This window comes from Parasphingorhabdus sp. SCSIO 66989 (assembly GCF_032852305.1).
Lineage (GTDB): Bacteria > Pseudomonadota > Alphaproteobacteria > Sphingomonadales > Sphingomonadaceae > Alterisphingorhabdus > Alterisphingorhabdus coralli.
Genome location: NZ_CP136594.1, coordinates 1516384 through 1534607, shown reverse-complemented (window position 1 = coordinate 1534607; position 18224 = coordinate 1516384). Strand labels below are relative to the sequence as shown.

General features: G+C 57.6%; 18 protein-coding genes. 9 read left to right on the top strand and 9 right to left on the bottom strand.

The genetic code is table 11. From position 1 onward, the window contains the following. The first annotated feature begins 6 nt into the window (after nucleotides 1–6). Together RB602_RS07280 and RB602_RS07275 are read left to right on the top strand one after the other, a co-directional pair. The gene (locus RB602_RS07280; protein ID WP_317084261.1) at nucleotides 7–528 is read left to right on the top strand and encodes a hypothetical protein; all 522 of its coding nucleotides are present in this window, start codon (nucleotides 7–9) and stop codon (nucleotides 526–528) included. A gap of 14 nt (nucleotides 529–542) precedes the next feature. Then, on the top strand, nucleotides 543–1691 hold the full coding sequence (locus RB602_RS07275) for an alpha-hydroxy acid oxidase (RefSeq protein WP_317084259.1): 1149 nt from the start codon (nucleotides 543–545) through the stop codon (nucleotides 1689–1691). A gap of 178 nt (nucleotides 1692–1869) precedes the next feature. Here the strand turns inward: RB602_RS07275 and RB602_RS07270 are convergent, their stop codons facing one another. After that, nucleotides 1870–2445 (bottom strand): PH domain-containing protein, encoded by a 576-nt coding sequence (locus RB602_RS07270; protein ID WP_317084257.1) that lies wholly within the window; start codon nucleotides 2443–2445, stop codon nucleotides 1870–1872. A gap of 82 nt (nucleotides 2446–2527) precedes the next feature. Further along, the gene (creD, locus tag RB602_RS07265; protein WP_317084255.1) at nucleotides 2528–3973 is read right to left on the bottom strand and encodes a cell envelope integrity protein CreD; all 1446 of its coding nucleotides are present in this window, start codon (nucleotides 3971–3973) and stop codon (nucleotides 2528–2530) included. 142 nt (nucleotides 3974–4115) lie between these two features. Between creD and RB602_RS07260 the strand changes: the two genes are divergently transcribed. Further along, nucleotides 4116–4373, top strand: a complete 258-nt coding sequence (locus RB602_RS07260) for a type II toxin-antitoxin system ParD family antitoxin (protein WP_317084253.1) — start codon at nucleotides 4116–4118, stop codon at nucleotides 4371–4373. Next, a complete protein-coding gene (locus RB602_RS15400) occupies nucleotides 4370–4660 on the top strand; it encodes a type II toxin-antitoxin system RelE/ParE family toxin (RefSeq protein WP_406568397.1) in 291 nt (96 codons plus the stop codon). Before RB602_RS07260 ends, RB602_RS15400 begins: the two co-directional genes overlap by 4 nt. Nucleotides 4661–4671: 11 nt before the next feature. Here RB602_RS15400 and sdhA read toward each other — a convergent pair whose 3' ends face one another. Genes sdhA through sdhC form a run of 3 tightly spaced genes read right to left on the bottom strand, consistent with a single transcriptional unit; the run spans nucleotide 4672 to nucleotide 7316 of the window. Continuing rightward, nucleotides 4672–6501 carry a succinate dehydrogenase flavoprotein subunit gene (gene sdhA / locus RB602_RS07255; protein ID WP_317084252.1) on the bottom strand — a complete coding sequence of 610 codons (1830 nt, stop codon included), beginning with the start codon at nucleotides 6499–6501 and terminating at the stop codon, nucleotides 4672–4674. Between the two features lie 2 nt (nucleotides 6502–6503). After that, nucleotides 6504–6890, bottom strand: coding sequence for a succinate dehydrogenase, hydrophobic membrane anchor protein (gene sdhD / locus RB602_RS07250; RefSeq protein WP_317084250.1), 387 nt, complete (start codon nucleotides 6888–6890; stop codon nucleotides 6504–6506). Nucleotides 6891–6929: 39 nt separating this feature from the next. Then, the gene (sdhC, locus tag RB602_RS07245; RefSeq protein ID WP_317084248.1) at nucleotides 6930–7316 is read right to left on the bottom strand and encodes a succinate dehydrogenase, cytochrome b556 subunit; all 387 of its coding nucleotides are present in this window, start codon (nucleotides 7314–7316) and stop codon (nucleotides 6930–6932) included. Nucleotides 7317–7539: 223 nt separating this feature from the next. Here sdhC and RB602_RS07240 point away from each other — a divergent pair, with 223 nt between their 5' ends. The 5 genes from RB602_RS07240 (at nucleotide 7540) to RB602_RS07220 (ending at nucleotide 12290) form a co-directional block, all read left to right on the top strand. Next, a complete protein-coding gene (locus tag RB602_RS07240) occupies nucleotides 7540–8928 on the top strand; it encodes a methyl-accepting chemotaxis protein (protein WP_317084246.1) in 1389 nt (462 codons plus the stop codon). 55 nt (nucleotides 8929–8983) lie between these two features. Beyond that, complete coding sequence (locus RB602_RS07235) at nucleotides 8984–9700, top strand: SDR family NAD(P)-dependent oxidoreductase (RefSeq protein WP_317084244.1); 717 nt, start codon at nucleotides 8984–8986, stop codon at nucleotides 9698–9700. Between the two features lie 183 nt (nucleotides 9701–9883). Then, on the top strand, nucleotides 9884–10693 hold the full coding sequence (locus RB602_RS07230) for an amidohydrolase family protein (protein ID WP_317084243.1): 810 nt from the start codon (nucleotides 9884–9886) through the stop codon (nucleotides 10691–10693). Then, a complete protein-coding gene (locus RB602_RS07225) occupies nucleotides 10690–11604 on the top strand; it encodes a 50S ribosomal protein L11 methyltransferase (RefSeq protein WP_317084242.1) in 915 nt (304 codons plus the stop codon). Before RB602_RS07230 ends, RB602_RS07225 begins: the two co-directional genes overlap by 4 nt. Continuing rightward, the gene (locus tag RB602_RS07220) at nucleotides 11577–12290 is read left to right on the top strand and encodes a TIGR02117 family protein (RefSeq protein WP_317084240.1); all 714 of its coding nucleotides are present in this window, start codon (nucleotides 11577–11579) and stop codon (nucleotides 12288–12290) included. The genes RB602_RS07225 and RB602_RS07220 overlap by 28 nt, the downstream gene beginning before the upstream one ends. Nucleotides 12291–12497: 207 nt before the next feature. On the opposite strand, the gene ligA is transcribed toward RB602_RS07220, so the two are convergent. The 4 genes from ligA to RB602_RS07200 form a co-directional block, all read right to left on the bottom strand. Further along, nucleotides 12498–14708 carry an NAD-dependent DNA ligase LigA gene (ligA, locus tag RB602_RS07215; protein WP_317084238.1) on the bottom strand — a complete coding sequence of 737 codons (2211 nt, stop codon included), beginning with the start codon at nucleotides 14706–14708 and terminating at the stop codon, nucleotides 12498–12500. After that, a complete protein-coding gene (locus RB602_RS07210) occupies nucleotides 14708–15103 on the bottom strand; it encodes an endonuclease domain-containing protein (protein ID WP_317084236.1) in 396 nt (131 codons plus the stop codon). The genes ligA and RB602_RS07210 overlap by 1 nt, the downstream gene beginning before the upstream one ends. 176 nt (nucleotides 15104–15279) lie before the next feature. After that, complete coding sequence (gene recN / locus RB602_RS07205) at nucleotides 15280–16944, bottom strand: DNA repair protein RecN (protein ID WP_317084235.1); 1665 nt, start codon at nucleotides 16942–16944, stop codon at nucleotides 15280–15282. A gap of 386 nt (nucleotides 16945–17330) precedes the next feature. After that, nucleotides 17331–18119 carry an outer membrane protein assembly factor BamD gene (locus RB602_RS07200; protein WP_317084233.1) on the bottom strand — a complete coding sequence of 263 codons (789 nt, stop codon included), beginning with the start codon at nucleotides 18117–18119 and terminating at the stop codon, nucleotides 17331–17333. Nucleotides 18120–18224 lie beyond the last annotated feature (105 nt).

Below are 18224 nucleotides of genomic sequence, written 5' to 3'. Positions count from 1 at the left end.
AATCGCATGATGATCATTTTCAAACCCGTTAGCCTTTCTATAGCAGCCTCACTAGTCTTGAGTATCAGCCCTTTTGCCTATGCGCAGACTGCTGACCCTGAAAAAACCGACACAGAGACTGCTGTCGATGTTGCAACGCAACCGGCGGAAGACCTCAACCTGAAAAAGCACAAGATTCCCGACGAACTTCAGGAGATTGAAGAAGCACCCTATTCCATGGAGGGTATTAGCAACTGCCGCAGTATCCAAAATGCCGTCAAAAGGCTCGATAAGGTTCTGGGCGATGATCTGGATGTTGTCGAGGAAGACAGCGCTGCTGACAAACGCCGCAAGACTGCTGGTTCACTCGGCAAATCGCTGGTCGGCGGTTTGATCCCGTTTCGCGGGTTAGTGCGCGAGATCACCGGGGCTGCCGGACAGGAGCGGCGCTATAATCAGGCGGTCTATGCCGGTGTGGTTCGGCGAAGCTTCCTCAAAGGCATTGGCAAGCAGCGCGGATGCCGCTTCCCCGCTTCTCCCAAGAGCTAACGCGATTATCCAATATGCGACTCCAAGACTGTCACAATATCGCGGATTTCCGCCGCATGGCGAAAACGCGTCTGCCCTATCCGGTGTTTCACTATATTGATGGTGCCGCTGATGATGAGGTGACGAAGGACCGCAACACCAGCGCCTATGACCAATGCGACCTTGTCCCCGATGTATTAGCAGGGGTGGAAGAGATTGATCTCACCACCCGCGTCATGGGGCACGATATCGCCCTACCCCTGTTTCTATCACCAACGGCTTTGCAGCGGCTGTTCCATTGGCAAGGCGAACGTGCAGTCGCCGCGGCGGCACAGAAGTTCAACACCTGGTTCGGTATCTCCTCGCTGGCGACGGTCAGCATTGAGGAAATCGGTGAGAGCATCACTACGCCGAAACTGTTTCAGCTCTACATTCATAAGGACAAGGGGCTGAACCGGATGATGATTGAGCGCTGTCAGGCGGCGAAATTCGATGCGCTGGCGCTGACGGTCGACACTATCGTTGCGGGTAATCGCGAGCGTTGCCTGCGCACCGGCTTTACCTCGCCGCCGCGCCTGACTCCGCGTTCGGCCATCAGCTTTGCTTCACATCCGGGCTGGACGCTCAACTATCTGTTGCGCGAGAAGTTTCACCTTCCCAATCTCGACACCCATGTCGCCGAGGGCAGCAATGTCGCAATTTCGGTCGCCGACTATTTCAATACCATGCTCGACCAGTCGATGAACTGGTCCGATGCTGCAAACATCCGTGAGCAATGGGGCGGAACCTTTTGTCTTAAGGGGATAATGTCGGCAGCCGATGCCCGCCGCGCCGTCGAAATAGGTGCCGATGCGATAATGGTCAGCAACCATGGCGGACGACAACTCGACGGCAGCCGCTCGCCCTTTGACCAGCTGCGCGAGATTGTCGATACCGTGGGCGGCGAGATAGAGATTATCTGCGATGGCGGAATACGGCGTGGCACCCATGTGCTCAAAGCGCTAAGCGCCGGCGCTACCGCCTGTTCGGGCGGGCGCCTTTATCTCTATGCGCTGGCCGCCGCCGGACAAGCAGGCGTGGAGCGCAGTCTGGGCAATCTGCAGGCAGAGATCGCACGCGGTATGAAGCTGATGGGTAAGACCCGCATTGATCAGCTCAGCGAAGCTAATCTGCGCTGGCGATAACATTTGTCCTCCCCAAGCTTGTCTTGGGGAGGTGGCAGCGCGAAGCGCTGACGGAGGGGCCGCAGCCCGAAGGGCGAGGATACATCGGCTGTAACCGTCGCAAAGCTCGCCTTCGGCTTCGCCCCCCTCCACCGTCTTCGACGGTCCCCCTCCCCGAGCAAGCTCAGGGAGGATGATATTAGCCAATATCCAGTTCCCGCACACCGCGTTGCTGGCGGACCATCTCCACCCGGTCACGAATTTCACCACGGATAGAGCGCGCGTCAGGCACATTGCGCACAATGATCGCATTGCGACCATCGGTGGAAAGGCTCGAGCGATCACTGGAAGACATCACCAGATCGCCATTGTCGAACATCTGCTGAATGATCGAAAAAGTGACCTTCACATCCTTGATGCGATAAAGCTCCACCTCTTCCTCGGCGCGCATCAAAATGCCGCGGCGCATAAACAGGCGATCGCCATCCAACCAGTAGATCGATGTCCGATTGCGCAGAAATTTATATGCCAGATAAGGAATGGCCAGCGCTGCAATGACGATCGCGGCATAGGCGGCATATTCAAAATAAGCAGCGATGCCGAAGCCGATCGCGGCGGCGGCGAGAATCTGCCAACCGCTGCCTGATTTGAATAACCAGGCAGCGGTTGACGAGCGGAATTCGATCACCGGCAGATGCCCGCCCTTCATCCGCTTCGGCTTTTGGCGGGGGCTTTGCCTGTTGCTGGACCCGTCGCCGGGCAGAATAGTGGCCATTTTCGGCCTTTCTCCTGAGAAACTGTCTGTCACTTAAGAGACTATCCTGCCCGGCTTTAGCTGTCCATCATGCAGCGGCGAATTATGCCGTAGCGTCTGCCTCTTGGCTCTGCTCCGGCGGTGTCCCGGCCTTGTGACCAAGCCCCGACCAGTCGACCTTGCGGGTGACGTACATCACCAGTGCCAGTGCCACGAACAGCAGCAGCGAGCCAACCAGCAGTGCATAGGCTTCCATGTTGAGCAGCACATAAAGCAGCGCATACAGGCCGGTGAGTATCCCGCCGACAAACAGCGCCCGCTTGACCCCGCCCAGAACAGCGGCACTATAGGCGCTCAACAGGCCGATCATCGCAGCCGATGCACCGAAATACGCAAAGGCAAAGCCAATCACTTCGGCAAAGGCGAGCAGCAACACGAAGAACAGGATCAACCCGAAGCCGGTGAGCAGATACTCCGCCGCCGCGACCCGGGCGCCTGCAATAATATCGAACAGCAGAAAGGTGAGGAAGGTAAAGCCGATAAACAGAAAACCATATTTCACCGCCCGGTCGACCTGGCTGTAGATATTCACCGGCTCGACCAGCGAGATAAGCGGGCTGTTCTGCAGCGTTTCCGCCGTCTGGCCACCGAACATGCCATACTCATAGTCACGCTCCGGCGCGATATCCTCCAGTTGCACCAACGACTGACCCAGCGCCAGATTGTCGATGCTGTATTTGGCGGTAAAGCCTTCGTCGCTGATCTCGCGGTCCTCGGGCAGGAAATCGCCGCCAAAACTGGGGTGTGGCCAGCTCGACTTCACCGCAAAATTGCTTGTCCCGCCGCGCGGTACCAGAGTCAAACGGCCATTGCCGCGCATGCCATAGCTGTAATCCAGCGCCAGCGGTTCGCCTTCGCTCCAGTCGTGAAAGGCAAAGAAGCCCGCGCCATTGCTTACTGCCAAGCCCTTGCCGGGACGCAGGTCAGCAGCGGTGCCATTGACCGTCAGCGTGTTGCCCGATCCCAATCCGCGCGGATCGGCAATCGCAAAGCGGACTTCGGCCTGATTGAGCTTCAGCGTCTCGGGATCAACGCCATAGCGCGCCAGATCTTCAGGGATAGAAAAACGCGCTTGCCCCTTGACCCCCGCTTCATAAACCACCGACTGATAAATGGATTTCTGCCGCACTTCTTCGGCGACATCCACAGCAATATCATTGCTTTGCGGCGACAGATACAGCGTCCGCGAAACCCGGACGGTGCGCGATTTCTTCACCCCATCTTCTTCATATGTCTCAATATTTTCCGTCTCATACGGAATAACCATCACCGGCGCGGCAACGATCTGCGCATCGCCCCAACCCTCGGCAATAGCATTGCGCGCCGTCTCCGACTGGCTCTGCCGGTCATAGACCAACGCATAAACCAGCAATAATGGCACCATCAGCAACGCGCCAATAAACACCGCCACCGCCAGCTTAAACCCCGGACTGCGTTCCTTGCGTACCGGTTTTTCCTCTATCTCATCTCGATTATGGGCTTCTGCCATGGTCTCTCACTCCCAACGATTCATCGCTCATATGAAACGCTTCGTCTATGGATGGGATTCTGAATTGGAGGTTAAGCTGTGGAGAGTGATGAGTATTTTACGTCTTGTTGCTGCCATTACCAAAATTTGGTAGGTAGCAACCATGGCCAAGAGAAGCACTTCGGTCGCTTTAAGCGAACATCACCAGAAGTTCATTCAGGAAATGGTCGATTCCGGTCGTTATGGCTCAGCCAGCGAAGTCGTCCGCGACGCATTGCGGCTAGCTGAAGAACGCGCTGCGCGGATCAAGGCATTAGACGCTGCTTTGATGGAGGGCGAAGAGAGTGGACCAGCGGTAGATTTTGATCTGGATTCGTTTCTCGCCGAGATGCGGGCAAACTATAGCAAAAACGCTACGTGAAATATCAGCTTCGTCCTGCGGCACGAAAAGACTTGTCAAGCATCTGGGCCTATACAGCAGACCGCTGGGGGATCGAACAAGCTGATCACTATGTCACACTGATCATAGAAAAAATCGAAAATGCCTCAAACGCTCCTGGAATAGGATCGCCGATAAAAGGCCTCCGATATAGCTATCGGAAATTGTCAGTCGGTTCCCATCGCATCTATTATCGCTTGTCTGGTAACGAAATGCTCGTCTCTCGAATTCTTCACGAGCGAATGGATATTAATCGAGAACTTAGCTGAATAACTCCAGATCAATACACCCTAGCCTTAGGCTCAATATACGTCGCCTCATCCGACAGCGTATATTCATGCACCGGGCGATAGCCGATTTCGGTCTTGCCGCCATTGCCGCCCCAGCCTTCAAAGGTGATGACGCTGTGCTTCATCCAGTTCTTGTCATCACGCTCGCTATAATCCTCATGCATATGCGCGCCGCGGCTTTCCTTGCGGTTGGCGGCGCTTTCCATAGTGCAGACGGCTTGAGCCATCAGATTGTCGAGTTCGAGCGTTTCGATGAGATCAGTGTTCCAGATCAGTGAGCGGTCGGTGACATGCACATCTTCCATACGCTGACAGACCTTGGCCATGGCTTCCTGACCTTCGGCGAGCAGCTGATTGTCGCGGAATACGGCGCAGTGCTTTTGCATCGTCTTCTGCATCTCGGTGCGGATTTCCGCTGTCGGCGAACCGCCGCTGGCGTGGCGGAAATGGTCGAGACGGCTGAGCGACTGCTCTTCCGAACCGCCCGGAAGCGGCTTGTGCGCGCTGCCCGCGGTGACGGTTTCGGCCAGACGATGACCGGTAGCACGGCCAAAGACGACAAGGTCAATCAATGAGTTAGAGCCAAGGCGGTTAGCGCCATGGACAGAGACACAGGCCGCTTCACCCACGGCAAAGAGGCCCTGCACAATCGCATCAGGATCATCCTTGGTCGGATTGATTACCTCACCATGATAGTTACACGGGATGCCACCCATATTGTAATGCACGGTCGGCACCACTGGCAGCGGCTCGCGGGTCAGGTCGACACCAGCGAATATCTTGCCGGTTTCGGTAATGCCCGGCAGGCGCTGCGCCAGCACATTGGAATCTATATGATCAAGGTGCAGGAAGATATGATCGCCTTCCTTGCCGACGCCGCGGCCTTCACGGATCTCCGTTGCCATGCAGCGCGAGACAACGTCGCGGCTGGCAAGGTCTTTCGCCGATGGCGCATAACGCTCCATAAAGCGCTCGCCTTCGGAATTGGTGAGGTAACCACCCTCACCGCGCGCGCCTTCGGTAATCAGCACGCCCGCGCCATAAATGCCGGTTGGATGGAATTGGACAAATTCCATATCCTGCAGCGGCAGGCCGGCGCGCAGCACCATGCCACCGCCATCACCAGTACAGCTATGCGCAGAGGTGGCGGAGAAATAGCATCGACCATAGCCGCCGGTGGCCAGCGTCACCGCATGGCTGCGGAAACGATGGATAGAGCCATCTTCCAGGCAGATGGCGATAACGCCCCGGCAGACTTTGCCTTCGGGTGAATCTTCCATGATCAGATCGATGGCGAAATACTCAACAAAGAAATCCGCGTCATATTTCAGGCTCTGCTGATACAGCGCGTGCAGCATCGCATGGCCGGTCCGGTCGGCAGCGGCACAGGTGCGCTGTACCGGCGGGCCTTCACCCATATTCTGCATATGCCCGCCAAAGGGCCGCTGATAGATGGTGCCATCATCATTGCGCGAGAACGGCACACCGGCATGTTCCAGCTCATAAACAGCCGCTGGTGCCTCACGGCAGAGATATTCAATCGCGTCCTGGTCGCCCAACCAGTCCGAACCCTTGACCGTGTCATACATATGCCAAGACCAGTGATCCGGCGTGTTGTTGCCCAGCGACGCCGCAATACCGCCTTGCGCTGCCACGGTGTGGCTGCGAGTCGGGAAAACCTTGGTAATACAAGCAGTTTTCAGCCCCGCCTCGGCGCTGCCCATGGTGGCGCGCAGGCCTGAACCGCCAGCGCCAACGACAACGCTGTCATATGTATGATCAATAATCTTGTAAGCAGGCTGGGTCGACTGTTCCGTCATGCTCAGAGAGCTCCTGTAAAGGCAATTTTGGCAACCGAGAAAATGGCAAGCGCTGCGCCGCCAATGGCATAGATATTCAATAACATTAGCAGCGCGAATTTGGTTCCGTGATTATGGATATAGTCTTCGATCAACACCTGCAGGCCGAGCCGCAAATGCCAGAATACCGAGACAGCAAGAAGCATCATAGCTACCGCAGCCAGCGGCGAAGACAGCCAAGCGGTCACGGTCACATAATCATAGCTCTCAAGCTGCAGCAGCGAGCCGATAAACCAGGCGAATAACAGCACATTGCTGATCGCGGTAATGCGGTGGAATATCCAATGCTGCCCGCCATGCCGCGCAGATCCCAGTCCGCGCACTTTGCCCAATTGCGTTCCGCTACTCATAAAGAAATTCCCTGTCTTTCAGACCTGTCTTCGCCTGCCCTAGAGCAGGATCAATGCCCAGAAACCGGCGGTCAATACCAATGCCAGCAGCGGTATTACGCTCGACCACATATTGTTGCTGTCCACTTCATAGCCCGCACCGATATCCAGCACGAAGTGGCGCAGGCCGGAGAGCAGATGCTGGAAGAAGGCCCAGCTAAGGCCGATCAGAACGACATAGCCGAACCAGCTGCCCATCACGGTCTGAAACACGGCGTAATATTCTGGACCACTGGCGGCGGCAAAGAGCCACCAGCTGAACAACACGCCGCCAACAATCGCCATGCCGTCGCCGGTAATGCGGTGCAGGATCGACACCGCCATGGCAGGACCCCATTTCCATATGGAAAGATGCGGCGATAAGGGTCTTGGGGCTTTCTGGGTCATGGCTCCATCATTTCCTGTCAGATAAGCATTTGCGCCTCATGTAACGATTTGACGGCGAGTTGCAAATGAACTTTGGCCACACATCCCGGCTTTTGTGCACTGCAGCTACGTTTTCCCCGCAATCAGACAATCAAGCCTCGATAATAGGTCACATCGCTTGCCAATAACCGGCTGTTAACCATGGCCTTGTAAATGGAAGTCTCACCAAGCCATTGAGGGTATTATGCCGTTATCAGATAACTCCACCAATCGGTCCGCCTCCAGGCATATCTCCCGAGCAGCCATTGACCGTGAGCTTTCCGTTGCGGAGCGTTTACGGCATTTTGACCCCGAGCAGCGCCTTCCAGAACTGAGCGACGAGATTATGGAAACGCTGACCGCTCGCGAGCAGGAAGTCGCAGAAACATTTTGGGACCATTATTGCCGAACCACCGTTTTCGGTCGGCGATTTGGCCATAATCCGCAGGCGCGCAGCCGGGGAGTTGAAGATATCCGCATCTTTACCCGTGAGAAGTTCGGCGCACTGGAATCACAGAAATGGGTACACACCGCGTTTCACAACGCGGTCGTCGCCAAAGATATGGGCATTGCGCACTGGCAGTTGATCGCCTCCATCGCCGAAACCTATGACAAGGCACAGGCCATTTTGCATGAAGAAATCCGCGAGGACGTTGAGCGCTTTCTGAGGTTGAGCCGAGCAATGCACAAGGTCCAGATCATCGAAACCGAAATTATGTCCTCGGCCATCGCAATGCTGGAAAAACGCGATGCCGGAACCCGCATTGCGCGCCATTCGGACGAGTTCAAACTGCAAGTCGATGCCGAAATCCAGGCAACGACTCAATTGGGGGAAAGCTTGCATGGTCAGGTCAGCGATGCCTCCAATGCGGCGCGTGGCATGTTGAGTAAGTCATCTGAAGTCGCGGCCGCAGCAGAGCAGTCCGCCATCGCTATGCGCGAGGCGGCGCAGACCGCTGCTGGCTTGATCCGGGCCATTGAGGATGCCCGGCTCGAAGTGGAAACCGCTGCCGATATCGCCAATCGCGCCGCAGATGGTGCCAGTGATGCGGTGGCGAGCACGGAAAAGCTCTCCACCCATGCGCAATCGATTGAGTCCATATTGGGACTGATCCGCGAAGTCGCCGGACAGACCAACCTGTTGGCGCTTAACGCTACGATTGAAGCTGCCCGCGCAGGAGAAGCCGGTCGCGGATTTGCAGTTGTCGCGCAAGAGGTGAAGACACTCGCCAATCAGACGGCGCGCGCCACCGACGATATAGCCGCGAAAATTTCGGCCATTCAGGAGGCGACGCAAGATACAGTGGAGTCCAACGCAGCGATCCGCGATACCGTCGGCGATGTTCAGAAATCTGCCGACCGCATCCGCGAAGCCATGGAGGTGCAGGCACAGACCGTGACAATGATTACCGCTGCCGTGGACGAGACCGCATTGGCCGCCGACTCTATGTCTGGAACCATTGCCACCATCCGAACCGATACCGAGAATATGGCGGCAGAGATGGATCGGGTTGGCGACGGCTTTACCCGTCTGGATGGTCAGCTGAACCAGCTACGCACCCGCTCAGACCGCTTTGCCGACAGCATTGGCTGAGGCCTAAAAGGTATCTCCACTTTCCTTTGTGAGTTCAAGCGCATAAGCTTGAGTCATGAGCGAGGGAAAGCATGTCCTGCTAACTGGCAGCAGCCGAGGCATTGGCGCTGCCATTGCTGCGCAACTGCGCGAATCAGGGCATAAGATGATTGGTCAAGCAACGTCCGCCGATGAAGACCAGATTGCTGCTGACTTTTCCCAAGCCGGTGCCGCACCAGCACTTTGGCAGGAAGCGCTGCAACGGCTAGACGGTCATGTTGATGTATTGATCAACAATGCCGGATTGTTCTCCGCCAGCCCAATCGATCAGGATCATCAGGACTGGCTCGCCGAATGGCAGCAGACCATGACCATCAATCTCACCGCCTCGGCCGAGCTCTGCCGCCTGGCTGTGCGCCATTGGCAGGAACAGCGACGGGGCGGCCGCATCGTCAACATCGCCAGCCGCGCCGCCTATCGCGGCGACAGCCCAGCGCACTGGCACTATGCCGCGTCCAAGGGCGGCATGGTGGCGATGACCAAGACCATTGCCCGTGCCTATGCCGCCGAGGATATCCTCGCCTTCGCCATCTGCCCCGGCTTCACCATGACCGGCATGGCCGAGGATTATCTCGCCAGCCGCGGCGGCGACAAGCTGCTTAATGATATCCCGCTCGGCCGTGTTGCCCAGCCCGAAGAGATTGCCAAGATCGCCACTTTCTGCGCGTTGGACGCGCCAGCTTCCATGACCGGCGCGGTGCTTGATGCCAATGGAGCGAGCTATGTGCGCTAGTCATTCCCTTCAGGCCAACACGATCTTCTTGGAAAGTGAGAAGGTCCCAAAAACCCCGTTCGTGTCGAGCGAAGTCGAGACACAGGCCAGCGAACCGCGAGGTCTCTCGACTACGCTCGAGACGAACGGAGAGGGTGAGCATATCAAAAAGTACCGAGCTCCCACTCAACTAGGGAAAGCCGCATGATTATCGATGCCTGGGGCCAACATCCGACACTGCGCCACTCGCAGGATCCGGTCTTTGATTCCCTGCGCCGCTGGACTAAGGAGCCAGCGCCGGAAAAGGCAATTCCGATAGAAACAACCCTCGCCAGTCTGGATCAGGCCGGAGTCGATGTGATGCTCACCAACGCCTGGTATGCGCCGCACAATGTGTTGATCTCCAATGACGAGGTCGCGGAATTTGTCACCGCTTCCAATGGCAAGCTGCTCGGCATTGCAGGAGGCGACTATGCCAAGCCGATGGACGCGATCCGCGAAATCAGTCGCGCTGTTACCGAGCTGGGCTTTAAGGGCGTGCGTATCATCCCCTGGCTTTGGGAAGTCCCGCCGACCGACCGGCGCTTCTATCCCATCTATGCGCTGTGCTGCGAGCTGGGCGTGCCCTTTTGTACCCAGATCGGGCATACGGGTCCGCTTATGCCGTCAGAGCCGGGACGACCGCTTTATCTCGATCAGGTGGCGCTGGATTTCCCCGAATTGAAGATCGTCGCCGGGCATATCGGCTATCCGTGGACCGAAGAGGCCATTGCCGTGGCCACCAAGCATGAGAATGTGTTTATCGACACCTCAGCCTATACCGCCAGCCGCTATCCGCCTGAGTTGGTGCGTTATATGCAGGGCCATGGGCGGCATAAAATCATGTTCGGCACCAACTATCCGATGATGACCGCAGCAAAAGCGCTGGCCGGACTGGATACGCTGGGGCTGGATGATGAAGCAAAAGCGCTGTTTCTCGGCGGCAATGCCCAACGTATATTTGGAATTGGATGATGAGCAATAGCTGGAAAATCACCCTGCCCTGCACCCGCGCCGAAGCCGAAGCGCTGGATATGGAAGACTTCCTGCCCGGCGCACAGGACATCGCGCCGACACTGGTGACGCGCCGCGCCGATGGTGATGATGATACTCAATGGCTGATCGAGATTTACTGCGATGACAAGCCCGATAAGGCAATGCTGAAACAGGTCGCAACGCTTGTGCCGAAGAGCGACGGGGAACCAGAGCTGGAAGAGCTGCCCGAAGAAGACTGGGTGACGGTGAGCCAGCAGGGGCTTGAGCCAATACGCGCCGGTCGCTTTCATGTGCATACCCCCGATCATGCGTCATCGAGCGAGCCGGGCGTCTACAATATCCGCATCGGTGCCGGTCAGGCCTTTGGCACCGGCCATCATGAGACCACCGCCGGGTGCCTCGCCATGCTCGACCATATCCGCCGCAGCGGCGCGCGGGCCGACACCATTCTCGATCTCGGCAGCGGCACCGGCCTGCTCGCCTTTGCCGCCGAACATCTCTGGCCGCGCGCCTATATCACTGCGACGGACATTGATCCGGTTTCGGTCGAGGTGATGGGCGAGAATATCATCGCCAATGGTCTGAAAAGCGGGATGCGGCAGGGCGAGATTGCCGCCATCGCCGCAGATGGCATGGATGATCTGCTGATTCAGGCGCGAGCGCCCTATCAACTGATCGTCGCCAATATCCTCGCCGCGCCCTTGATCGCGCTGTCTGAAGATATTGCCGCAGGCCTGTCGCCCCAAGGCAATCTGGTCCTGGCCGGATTGATGAACCATCAGGCAGAGGACGTGCTGCGCGCCTATCGCCGACAGGGCCTGCGGCTGGCGCACAAGATTGTCGATGGCGAGTGGAGCATCTTATGGCTGCGCAAAAGGCCGGTGGTCTGAGCCTGATTGCAACCTTTGGCCGACTAATGGCCAAGACACTTGCCTGGCTCCTGCTGGCCTGTGGACTCTTCTATGCCGCCGCGACCATGGGCGGGCTGATCGGTACCAACTCCCAATGGCGCGAGCCGGAAAGCGGCGTCGAAATCTTCGTCGAGACCAATGGCGTGCACACCGCGATCATCGTGCCGCGTGTCCATGAAGCGCATGACTGGGCCGATTTCCTGCCCCCTTCAGACCTATCCGATCCATCGCGACAGGGGCGCTATCTCTCGTTCAGTTGGGGCGAGCGGACTTTCTATCTGGAGACCGAACGCTGGGAGGATGTAAAGCTTGGCCCGCTGCTCGGCGCAGCCTTTGGCAGCGATGAGACCCTGATGCATATCTATCATTATCAGCGGATCAGCGACGGCCCCTTTAGCCGCAGCGTGATCATCTCCGAGGAACAATATGCGCAGTTGATAGAGCTCCTGAAAGCCAAGTTCGCCCTGATCGATAGCGAGCGGCCAGAGCCAATCGCGGGATATGGCCAGACCGACCTGTTCTATCCGGCAATGGGCAGCTACTCGTTGCTCTATAGCTGCAACAACTGGACCAGCGACACGCTCTCAAAGATCGGTGTTACAGCGGGGCTATGGACCCCAATGGAAAACGGCGTGATGCGCTGGTTTCCTGAGGAAGGCGAGTAGCCAAAGTTCACGAAGTTCACACCTATGAGCCATAGGGAATGCTGAGTTTGTTGGGTAATCAGTTGGATACTTCCAACGCCAGTCTCCCTCCCCTTCAGGGGAGGGATTAAGGGAGGGGACTGTCAGCTTGCACTGCGCCGATGGAACACCCCCTCTTCCTTCGCCGCTGCGCGGCTCTTCCCTCTCCCCTGAAGGGGAGAGGGCTATTTAATCCGCCGCCGCAACAATCTCCGCCCAGCCGGCTTCATCCGTGGTCTTTATTCCCAGTTCCTGCGCTTTTTTGAGCTTGGAACCGGCGCCCGGCCCCGCTACCAGCAGATCGGTCTTAGCCGAGACACTGCCCGCCGCCTTGGCGCCGAGACGCTCGGCCTGGGCCTTGGCTTCATCGCGGCTCATGGTTTCCAGCTTGCCGGTAAAGACGATCGTTTTGCCGGTCCATTCGGTCTGCTTGCGATCATCGACAAAGTCGGGCGGTGACACCTCATCCATCAGATCATCCCAGGCGGCAACATTATGCGGTTCATGGAAGAAATCGCCCAGGGCGCGCGCTACTGTCGGGCCGATGCCGTCAATCGCCATAACCTCGGCAATCGCCTCTTCATCGCCTTCAGCGATCTTATGACCAATATCGGCTATCGCGCCCATGTTTCTGAAATTACGGATTAAGTCACGCGATGTTGTCGCGCCGATATGGCGGATGCCAAGGCCGAACAGCAGCCGCGCCGCATCGGGCGCGCGTTTGTTTTCCACCGCTGCCAACAGATTATCCACAGACTTGTCCTGCCAGCCATCTTTCGCCAGCAGCGCCTCGCGATGGGTTTTCAGCCGAAAAATATCCGCCGGGCTGGCGAGCCAGCCATAGCCGATAAATTCCTCAATGCTCTTCTCGCCCAGTCCATCAATATCGAGCGCGCCGCGTGACACAAAATGCACCAGTCGCTGGAAACGCTGGGCCGGGCAGATCAGACCACCGGTGCAGCGAACATCGACTTCACCTTCTTCAGCCACCGCTTCCGAGCCACATTCGGGGCAGCGATCGGGGAATATATAGCTGTCAGTGGCGTCCTTTCGGTTGCCATTCATGTCCTTCTGACTGCTATCCACGTCCCTTAGCGTGGCGTTCTCTACCACCTGCGGGATCACATCGCCAGCGCGTTGGACCACCACGCGATCACCGGGGCGGAGATCCAGCCGCGCAATCTCATCGCGATTATGCAGCGTGACATTGGAGACGACCACACCGCCGACCGTGACCGGCGTCAGTCGCCCGACCGGCGTCAGCTTGCCGGTGCGACCGACCTGAATATCGATGGCTTCCAGCGTTGTCTCGGCGCGCTCGGCAGGGAATTTATGCGCCAGCGCCCAGCGCGGTGCCTTGGCGACAAAACCCAGCCGCTCCTGCCAGTCGAGCCGGTCCACTTTGTAGACCACACCGTCAATATCATAAGGCAATTCAGCGCGTTGCGTCTCAATGCTGCGATAATGCGCGAGTAGGTCTTTCAGGGTTTCGAAGCGTTTAAGCAAAGGCGAGACCGGCACGCCCCAGCTCTGGATTGCCTGTATCACCTGCATCTGGGTCTCGCCGGGAACGGTGCTCGCCTCACCCCAACCATGGGCCCAGAATTTTAGCGGACGCGATGCGGTGACGCTTGGGTCTTTCTGGCGTAATGAACCAGCAGCAGCATTGCGAGGATTGGCAAAGACCTTCTCGCCCGCCGCTTCCTGCCGCTCGTTGAGCGCGGTGAAATCCTCTTTCGCCATATAGATTTCACCACGGATCTCGAAGATGTCGGGAATTTCATAAAGCCCCTCCCCTTTAGGGGAGGGGTTGGGGTGGGGGCTATCGTCTTGGCCTGGCGCTTGTTGAACACCCCCACCCCCGACCCCTCCCCTAAAGGGGAGGGGAGAGAGAGTTTGCGGTATCTCCGCTATCGTCCGCACATTGGCGGTTACATCCTCCCCCACCAGGCCATCACCACGCGTTGCCGCCAGCACCAGCTCGCCCTTTTCATAGCGCAACGAGCAGGACAGGCCGTCAATCTTGTCCTCCGCCGTCACCGCTACCGGCGCATCCTCGGCGAGATTGAGATAACGCCGCACCCGGGCCAGCCAGTCGGCGATATCCTCATCGGAAAAGCCATTATCGAGACTGTACAAGCGCTTGGCATGGGTGACTTTGGACAGCGGCGACGTCGCCACCGCAGCGCCGACCTGTTTGCTCGGGCTATCCTCACGCACCAGATGCGGAAATGCCTCTTCCAGCGCGGTGTTGCGCTTCACCAGCGCATCATATTCAGCGTCGGATATTTCCGGTGAGTCCTCAGCATGGTAGAGTTTGTTGTGATGCGCAATCGCCTTGGCCAGCCGCATCAGTTCATTGGCGGCATCGGCTTCGGAGAGGGTTGAAAGTTCGGTCATTATCGCCCCCCCTCTTTAGAGGAGGGGTTGGGGTGGTGGAGTCCCCAGCGATCAGGAGACTCTCTCAAGACGCACACAATATCTTCCAACACACCATCCATATTCTGCATAACCTCGGCATTGGTGAACCGGACAACGCGATAATCCATAGTCGCTAGATGCGCATCTCTTTTCGCATCGTTAGCTGGATCATGCGTATCACCATCGACTTCAATCACCAGCTTCTTGGATGGACAGAGAAAATCAACGATAGAGTTTTCGATTATTGCCTGTCTGCGAAACTTATGGCCGTTCAGTTGAGAGTTTGAAAGATTGCGCCAAAGCCGCTTTTCCGGCTCCGTCGGGTTATTCCGCATTTCCTTGGCGCGTTTGAGTAGGGTTTTGCGGTCAATCATTATCTCGTTCCATACTCCCCTCCTCTTTAGAGGAGGGGCAGTGAGACTTAGCGAGCGCAGCGAGCTTTAGTCGCAGCGGGGTGGTGTTGCCACAAGTCAAGAATTCGCTGGCGCGAGCTCAGCTTCGCCTCGCCACCACCCCAACCCCTCCTCTGAAGAGGAGGGGCTTTATTATGTCACACCCGCTCCAATAACCGATCCGCCTGCGCCCTGGCCTCTTGAGTGACCTCAGCCCCGGACAGCATGCGCGCTATCTCTTCCTGCCTGGTCGCCGCATCCAGCGCCTGGACATTGGTGCGCGCCACGGTGCCGTCAGAGGATTTACTGATCAGCAGATGATGGTCGCCCTTGGCGGCGACTTGCGGACTGTGGGTGACGACCAGCAATTGTGTCTGGCGCGACAGACGCGACAGGCGCTCGCCAATCGCAGAGGCCACCGCGCCGCCGACGCCGCGGTCTATTTCGTCGAAGATCATCGTCGCCGCGCCGCCCTGCTCGGCCAGCGCCACTTTCAGCGCGAGTATGAAGCGTGACAACTCGCCGCCGCTGGCGATTTTCATCAGCGGCGCAAAATCGCTGCCGGGATTGGTCGAGATCAGAAACTCGACCGCGCTGATGCCATTGGGCCCCCAGCGTTCTTCGGGCAATTCGCTGATCGCGGTTTGGAAGCGCGCAGCGTCCAGCTTCAAGGGCTTAAGCTCATTGGCTACGGCGCTGTCGAGGCTTTCTCCCGCATCAATCCGCGCCTGATGCAGCGCCTTGGCTGCAGTGACATAGGCCTCACGCGCCTTGGCGCATTCCGATTCCAGCACTGCCAGATTGCCGCTGCCGCTTTCCAGCGCCGCCCATTGCGCTTCCATCTTTTGCATTAGTGCGGGCAGATCATCACCAGCAACGTCATGCTTACGCGCCAGTGCCCGCAGTGCAAACAGCCGTGTTTCGATATCGTCGAGCCGCTCCGGATCGAATAGTAACGCATCCTGTGCCGCTGCCAGCTTCTCCTCACCTTCCACTGCCTCAATTAAGGCGCGGTCGAGTGCGGACAGCGCCTCGGCCAGCATTTCGTGGTCAGGCGCAATACGGTCGAGCTTGCGGGTCAGGCTGCGCAACGCCGCCAAAGGGCTGTCCGAGCCTTCCAGCATGGCGGTGATTTCGGACAGGCTTTCTGAGAGCTTCTCGCCCTTCTGCATCGTCGCGCGTTCCAGCGCCAGCGCTTCCTCTTCGCCAGCTTCGGGCGCGAACTGGCGCAATTCCTCGAGGCTATGCTGCAGAAAATCGCGGTCGCGTTCGGCCTCGGCCATCTCTGCACGCGCCTGTTTCAAAGCCGCCGCGGCTGCACGCCAATCGGCATAGGCCGCCGCAACCGATGCGGTATCGGCTTTGGCAAAGCTGTCGAGCAACTGCCGATGCCCGGCGGGATTGATCAGGCCGCGATCATCATGCTGGCCATGGATTTCCACCAAATGTGCCGCCACTTCGCGCAGCAGTGCGGCGGACACCGGCTGATCATTGATATGCGCGCGGCTGCCGCCATCGGCCTTGACCTGACGGCGGATAATCAGCGGCTCGCCCGGTTCCACCTCGATATCATTATCGGCCAGCAGATCAGCCAACGGGCCTTTATCGAGCGCGATCTCAAAACCCGCTGTTACCCTTGCCTTTTCTGATCCCGCACGCACCAGCCCGCTATCGGCACGCGCGCCGAGGACCAGCCCCAATGCGTCCAGCAATATCGATTTGCCCGCGCCCGTCTCACCGGTGAGCACACCCAGACCGGATGCGAAATTGAGTTCCAGTGCCTCGATAATCACCAGATCACGGATCGACAGACTTGCCAGCATGGCCCTGCCTTAGCGCGTCAGGCGCCACTTGCTAAGGAGAAATATCAAGTCGGTCTGCGGATGCTATTGAACGTATAAAAGGTAAATCGGAAACTCCGCGCAAGCGGAGAAATTGCAATGGTCTCACGCAAAGACGCGAAGAGGTTGCACAAAGACAAACCTTCTTTGCGGCTTCGCGTCTTTGCGTGATTAAATGAAAGAGATTTGGTTCCGCTTGCGCGGGTTAGCCTGTTTCTCACTTAGTTTGAAATACGTCATTGCGAGCGTAGCGAAGCAATCCAGGGCAACACGCACTTGCTCTGGATTGCCGCGTCGCTTCGCTCCTCGCAATGACGACTCAATGTAAATGAGATCGACTCTAGACTCCGAAAATCAGGTTGACGGCGTTAGCTCTTATCCTTGCGGGCATCGCCATATTTGTCGATCATTTTATAGGCTTTTTCATACCATTTTGAGCCGGGATAATTGGCGCCCAAAACGGCGGCAGACTTCTTCGCCTCATCGGGAATACCAAGCGCATAATAGCTCTCTGTCAGGCGATAGAGCGCTTCGGGCGTATGGCTGGTAGTCTGATAGCGCTCCACCACGGTCTGGAAGCGCAATGTCGCCGCCAGCCAGCGCGAGTCGCGTTGGTAGAAGCGGCCGATTTCCATTTCCTTGCCGGCCAGATGGTCATTCACCAGATCGACCTTGAGCACCGCGTCGGCGGCATATTTGCTGTCGGGGTAGCGGCGGATAACCTCACCCAAAGACGCCAGCGCCAATTCGGTGATTCGCTGGTCACGGGTGACGTCGCTGATCTGCTCATAATAGCTCATGGCGATCAGATAATAGGCGTAAGGCGCGTCCTTGTTACCCGGATGGATCGACAAGAAGCTTTGCGATGACTGGATCGCCTTGTTGTAATCCTGCGCCAGATAATAGCCATAGGCCCCCATTAACTTGGCGCGGCGTGCCCATGGCGAATAGGGATGCTGGCGCTCCACTTCGTCAAACAAAGCGGCAGAGAGCTGATACTGGTTGCGGTCCATGCGGTTTTTGGCCGCGAGGTACAGGGTGTTTACATCGCGCGCGACATAGCTGGTATCAATATCACGGCCACCACCGCCGCCGCCACATGCCGAAAGAACCGAAATCAGCGCGGCAGAGGCCAGTATCTTTGTCATCGTCTTCATGAGCTCGCCATATCCCTTCATCGCCGCTCCGCCAAGAATTTATTGTGCTTTGGCAGATGCATTGCGGCCATTATCGGTGCGCCTTAGCGCAGCGCAGCTAAACCG